Source organism: Flavobacterium sp. UBA7663 (genome assembly GCF_002483315.1).
Classification (GTDB): Bacteria; Bacteroidota; Bacteroidia; order Flavobacteriales; family Flavobacteriaceae; genus Flavobacterium.
On record NZ_DLHR01000011.1, the window covers coordinates 1 to 5,983 of the forward strand.

The following is a 5,983-nucleotide window of genomic DNA, read 5'->3' on the forward strand; positions in this document are numbered from 1 at the left end:
CACGTGTCCGCGAAACGTTGGCAGAAATGCATCAGCAACCGTAAACTAAATTGATATTTGTAAACTTTAAATCTATCTAAGATGAGGAAATTAACAAAACTAAATCGTGTAATATTGATTCTACTTTTTACATCATGCGCGAGCTCAATGTCACCAATTGAAGTTAATAATACTTTGCCATCACTAACTAAATCGAAATTTATTTCTACGGCGCAAGCAGAAGAAAACATCCAAAAAAATACGTGCAAATATTTAGTGAAAAATAGAAATTATGTTGCGGCAATCGGAATGTCTACCAAACAAGATTTAAGTAATGCTGCGCGAGGAATAGATGAATGGGTGAAATTAGATGGCGGAAATGCTTACGTATTGAAAAATTTCAAATGGGTAACAGTTGATGACAATGGTTCAACTCAACTTCATGTTGATTTTGATACAATGCTTTGCGAGTAAATTTTTAAACATTCAAAGAAGATAATTTGTTATTTGCACTTCTGCCAACAGCGCATAAAACTTATGGCTGGTTTTTCGTCACCGGAACTCTTTTTTCACGAAAAACATTATCTTAGCCGAGACAACTCAGTTCGCTTCGCCGCCACAAGGTCTATGCGCGAAACGTTACAGGCAAGCTTCGAAAACCTCTCGTCCGAAAATAGGTTGACATAATGAATATTTACGCACTTTATTAATGCCTCAATAAAAATTTATATTTTATAAAAGAATGAAAAAAATAATCTCCCTTATAGTCATCACAATATTTCTAACTTCCTGCAACGATGACGACGGTCAATTACCAGCTCCATCACCCATCTATCAACTTCCCCCGGAAACACAAATTGGCGCTAATACTTTTGGCTGCCTTCTCGATGGGGAGGTTTTCAAACCAGGTTTAAACCCAAACTCTTATCAATGTTTTTATCAATTTGTAGATGGCGGATATTATTTTAATGTAAACGCAAACAGTACAGAAAATAATATTTTAACATCGCTCGTAATAGGCACTTTAAGATTACAAATTGGCGAAGGACAAACTTACAGTCTCTATGAGCGTGCGGACGGTAATGCATTGGGAGGTTTGTTTGTTGGAAATAGCAGTACTGGTGTGATTGATGACAGTTACACGTCAGCTGAGCACTCAGGCGAGCTAAAAATCTCCAAACTAGACTCTGAAAATCGCATTGTTTCTGGCACGTTTTGGTATGACATTAAAGACAATTCCGGTATTGTTCACCAAATTAGAGAAGGACGCTTTGATATGCAGTTTACACAATAATATTAAATTTTATACATATGAAACAACGATGCTTCTAGTGGAAAACTCGGTATTAACGCAGTTTAAAACCGAGCTAATACTGGAAACGCTTTAAAAGAGATATCAAAACATAAACCTATCATAAAGCCTGCATGTAACAGCGCATAGAACTTATGGCTGGTTTTCAGTTGCTTGAACTCTATTTTTCACGAAAAACATTATCTTAGCCGAGACAACTCAACTCGCTTCGCCGCCACAAGGTCTATGCGCGGAACGTTACCTGCAAGCGCCGCCAAGATTGCGCTGAAAGACCACAAAAATGAAACTAAAAAATATAACATCTGTATTAATACTTTTAATGATATTTTCATGCAATCGAAAACATGAAAATGTTGTCGCAAGTGGATACAAGGAATATGTTCCGCAAGTTTTTGATAGCAATGGATTAATCGAAATGCCGACAATGATGACGAGAAAACATAAAGAAAATGTTATTCATGTTTTAAAATATTACGGCGCGGATTGGAAAGTCGAGAATGAAAAGTTATTAGTTTCGAAAAAGATAAATAATGAGATTTTGTGGAATTATACGTCAAAAGCAAATGATTCAATTTGGCTACGACAACATGAATAAAGCGCCAGCAGGTAACAGCCGCCATGACTAATTGCTGCATTCGTGTCGCCGGAAACGCCAATTTCATTAACTTCGTTCACAGTAGCGGAAAATACTCTGCTATTTCGGCCGCAACTAGACATGGCGGCGAAACGTTAGCAGAAATACCTAAAAAGTACCATGTTAAAAATACCGTAAAAAAATTACGGCGCTATTTTATTTTGTTTATTTTTACTTCTAAAAAAAAATCGTGCTTAGAAAATTTAAAGTCTCAAACTTCAAAAGTTTTGAAAAAGAATACGAACTCGATTTGACAAATACAAACGGGTACGAGTTCAACAAGGAATCAATCAAAGATGGGATTGTTAACAATGCTATAATTTATGGACACAATGGTGTCGGCAAATCCAATTTAGCTTTGGCTATTTTTGATATAATCGAGCATCTAACAGATAAGCAGAGAAATGAGGCTGTATATAAAAATTATTTAAATGCTTTCTCTGGTTCTGAAGTTGCATATTTTTATTATGAATTTTGGATGAATTCGAAAATCATAATTTACGAATATAAAAAGACTGATTATAAAACAATCGTATACGAACGTCTGCAAATAGACGGGGTTGAACAAATTTTATTTGATAGGTCTAAAACATCGATCGGATTTGTAAAGCTTGAAGGAGCTGAAAACCTAAAAACTGAGATTGACAATCCAGAGTTATCAATACTAAAATATGTCAAAAACAATACAGAACTTATCCGCAATGATTATAACGATGCATTTATATCTTTATTTACTCACGTAGAACAGATGCTTTATTTCAGATCATTGCTAGATAGAACATATTTGGGCTTCGATATTGGAGGAAGAAATATTTTAGAAGATATAGTAAAGAAAAAGAATGTTGAGGACTTTGAAAAGTTTTTAAATAATGCAGGGATTGAGTGCAAGCTATCAGTAGTCGAGGAATTGGACAAAAATTCCATCGCCTTTGATTTTAATGGGAGGCAGTTGCCTTTTAATGAAGTAGCTTCAACGGGAACTTTAGCTTTAGCTTTATTTTATTTTTGGTATCAGAATATAAAAGGTACTTCTAAAGTTTCATTTGTTTTTATAGATGAGTTCGACGCTTTTTACCATCATTCTTTGTCAGAGATTATTGTAGAAAAATTAAAAGAAACTGGAGTTCAATTCCTTTTAACTACGCATAATACATCAATAATGACTAATGATCTTCTAAGACCGGATTGTTATTTTGAAATGACAAAAAGGAATATTCGCTCTTTATCGAAAAGCACAACTAAAGAGTTGAGAGAAGCACACAATATTGAAAAAATGTATAAATCGGGCTCGTTTAATGTCGAATAAAATTCTATTTGTATTTGAGGGGGAAAATGCTGAAGCACAAATTGTTTCAAGTTTGCAGAAGTTTTTTTTGCAAGAAAACACAACTATAAAATCAGTTTATGGTGCTGAGATATATCAGATTTATAAAGAAATTAAAGCTGACGAAGATTTAGATACTTTTAATCTCATCAAAGACAGAAATTACGATAAAAAAGATACGCTAGCTACTTACAAGAGAGATGACTTTGCTGAAATTTATATGTTTTTTGACTATGATGGTCATTCGTCAATGGCAGATGATGGTAGGCTAGAAGAACTTTTAGATTTTTTCAATGAAGAGACCGATAAAGGAAAACTATATATAAGTTATCCAATGGTTGAATCACTAAAGCATGTTTGCGATCATGAAACGTTTCATGATTCAACAGTACAATGTAAAATCAATATAAAGTATAAGGGACTTGTGGCTAAAGATGCTTTAAAACACCTAATCAATTTTAATGGCTATGATCTTAAAATTTGGCAACAATTAATCACTACACATTTGAAAAAGATGAGATTTATTATAGTGGGTGTATATTCATTTCCAACTCAACTTTATTCTCAATCTATAGTTTTTTCAAATCAGTTGAGTAAATATATCAAACCAACTTCGACTGTTGCGGTGTTAAGTGCGTTTCCGGTTTTTCTTCACGACTATTATGGAAACGAAGAATTGATAAAGCGACTGCATTAAATTGGTACTTCTGCTAACAGCGCACAAGCGATCATTGCTGGTTCTCAGTAGCTTCGACTCCATTTTCACGAATAAATTCTATCTTAGCGGAAAATACTCGTTTCCGCTTTGGGCGCAACGTCGCCTGTGCGCGGGACGTTGTGTGTAATTCTTCTGAAACGCTAAACATGAAGCATCTTTTTCCAATCATCATCGCAGTATTACTTTGCAATTGTAAAAAACCTAATGAAGTCGTTGCTTACAATCAAATTGACTTTTTGAATTTGCAAAAATCAAACGCAACTGTCAAAACAATCGATACAGCTTGTATCAATCAAACCAGAAAAGCTAACGCTGATATTCAAAGAAATCGTTTGACATATTTTATTTCCGATGCAGAAAGTTTTGACTCGGAACTTCAAGAGCTACTAAAAAGATATAATATTAGATTAAAATCTCACAGCTTCTCAGATATTGCGGCGCCAGAAGGATTTAGAAATTATTGTTACGAAAATCTAATGCTCGAAGAAATTCTAAAACGATTCGGCGAGAATTTTTTAGATTCAATTACAAAAGAGGCTGTGAAAAACTATGTAATCAATAATCCGGACAAACCTTATATTGAATCTGGGCGGGATTTAAGAGAATTGTACTTGAAATAGAACAACACACAACAGCGCACAAGCGATCATTGCTGGTTTTCAGTAGCTTCGGCTCTATTTTCACGAATAAATTCTATCTTAGCGGAAAATACTCGTTTCCGCTTTGGTCGCAACGTCGCCTGTGCGCGAAACGTTGGCAGCAATTCTAAACCAGCAATATGAATAAAAGAGAAATTATTTTAGAGACCAACAATTTTCAACCTGGGTTTTCAGGGAATTTTATTTTTGATCAAAAGGCAAAAAAATTCTTAAATAAAATCGAAATTGATTTGGATGAACTTTGTGCAAAATTCCTTTTAGAAGAATTTGATGATTTACGACCTGTTAAGTTTTACGGGCAATTTCCCGCGTTAAATTATTTAATAGAGAATATTCGTGAGTTTAAATTCGAAGGCGCACATCCAGGTGCATCAAAAGATCCTCGAAAAGAAAATTCAAGAGTATTGGGACAAACAATTTGCAGATATTTTGTGGAAAAGACATTTGGCACCGGCTTTATGGCAAATATTGGTACGCTACTCGGAAGAAAACTACCTCCAGAATTTGCGCATATTTCGGTAGATCGAATTCAAGAAGGAGATACTCCAGACTTTCTTTTTATTGATAATAACAATGCACCATGTCTGGCTGAGGCGAAAGGACGACGAACTGCTGTACCATTTTCTGATAACAAGTTTGACACTTGGAGAAAGCAATTTGAAAAAATAGAAGTCAAAATTAATGGTTCGCCAACAGAAGTAAAAGGATATATAACAGAACTTGCTATCGCCAATGAAGATAACAAAATGTCAAATTCTATTTTTTACGTTGAGGATCCAAAACTAGAAGGCAAAGAGTATAATGATGGTAACCTTGATCAATTGATTAAGTTAGCTCACTATGAAAGAATTCTCGCGAGAACATATTTAAACTTTGTCGGAAACTCTCTACTTTCTAATGAAAAACTATCCCAAAGTAAAAATTACGGAGTACGAGTATTTAAAGTTGCCGGTATCGAAGCTCTAAGAAACCATGAGATTGTGCCACTATATGAATTTTTACCAAATCGCTTTTTCCTCAAAAATGCTATATTCATAGGAATATCATTTGCTGTATTGAAGAATTTGCTACATATTGCGCGTGGAAATCAAATTGGATTATACGAAAGCGTAAAATATATAAATTTTAATTCTGTTTTTTTTCAATTTATTGACGGCTTTACTGTCTGTAATTCTAATCTTTTGGAATATGTAGAAAGACGAGAGATTTAAAAGAACTGCTGCCAACAGCGGTCACGAGAAATTGCTGGTTTTGAGTAGCTTCCACTCTATTTACACGAATAAATTCTATCTTAGCGGAAACAACTCAGTTCGCTGGCTTCACAACTTCACGTGTCCGCGAAACGTTATAGGCAAGC

7 protein-coding genes are annotated in these 5,983 nt (G+C 34.6%); all 7 read left to right on the forward strand.

The annotated features are described in order from the left end of the window. Positions 1-81: 81 nt before the first annotated feature. The 7 genes from B2741_RS02595 to B2741_RS02625 all read left to right on the forward strand — a co-directional run bounded on the left by B2741_RS02595 (position 82) and on the right by B2741_RS02625 (position 5,837). Positions 82-453, forward strand: a complete 372-nt coding sequence (locus tag B2741_RS02595; RefSeq protein WP_291135168.1) for a hypothetical protein — start codon at positions 82-84, stop codon at positions 451-453. A 268-nt stretch (positions 454-721) separates the two neighbouring features. Beyond that, the gene (locus B2741_RS02600; RefSeq protein ID WP_291135170.1) at positions 722-1,273 is read left to right on the forward strand and encodes a membrane lipoprotein lipid attachment site-containing protein; all 552 of its coding nucleotides are present in this window, start codon (positions 722-724) and stop codon (positions 1,271-1,273) included. Positions 1,274-1,610: 337 nt separating this feature from the next. Then, the gene (locus tag B2741_RS02605) at positions 1,611-1,886 is read left to right on the forward strand and encodes a hypothetical protein (protein ID WP_291135172.1); all 276 of its coding nucleotides are present in this window, start codon (positions 1,611-1,613) and stop codon (positions 1,884-1,886) included. A gap of 229 nt (positions 1,887-2,115) precedes the next feature. Then, the gene (locus B2741_RS02610; protein WP_291135174.1) at positions 2,116-3,231 is read left to right on the forward strand and encodes an AAA family ATPase; all 1,116 of its coding nucleotides are present in this window, start codon (positions 2,116-2,118) and stop codon (positions 3,229-3,231) included. Beyond that, the gene (locus B2741_RS02615; RefSeq protein WP_291135176.1) at positions 3,221-3,946 is read left to right on the forward strand and encodes a hypothetical protein; all 726 of its coding nucleotides are present in this window, start codon (positions 3,221-3,223) and stop codon (positions 3,944-3,946) included. Before B2741_RS02610 ends, B2741_RS02615 begins: the two co-directional genes overlap by 11 nt. 167 nt (positions 3,947-4,113) lie before the next feature. Continuing rightward, the gene (locus tag B2741_RS02620) at positions 4,114-4,587 is read left to right on the forward strand and encodes a hypothetical protein (protein ID WP_291135178.1); all 474 of its coding nucleotides are present in this window, start codon (positions 4,114-4,116) and stop codon (positions 4,585-4,587) included. 158 nt (positions 4,588-4,745) lie between these two features. Beyond that, complete coding sequence (locus B2741_RS02625) at positions 4,746-5,837, forward strand: hypothetical protein (protein ID WP_291135180.1); 1,092 nt, start codon at positions 4,746-4,748, stop codon at positions 5,835-5,837. Positions 5,838-5,983: the final 146 nt, after the last annotated feature.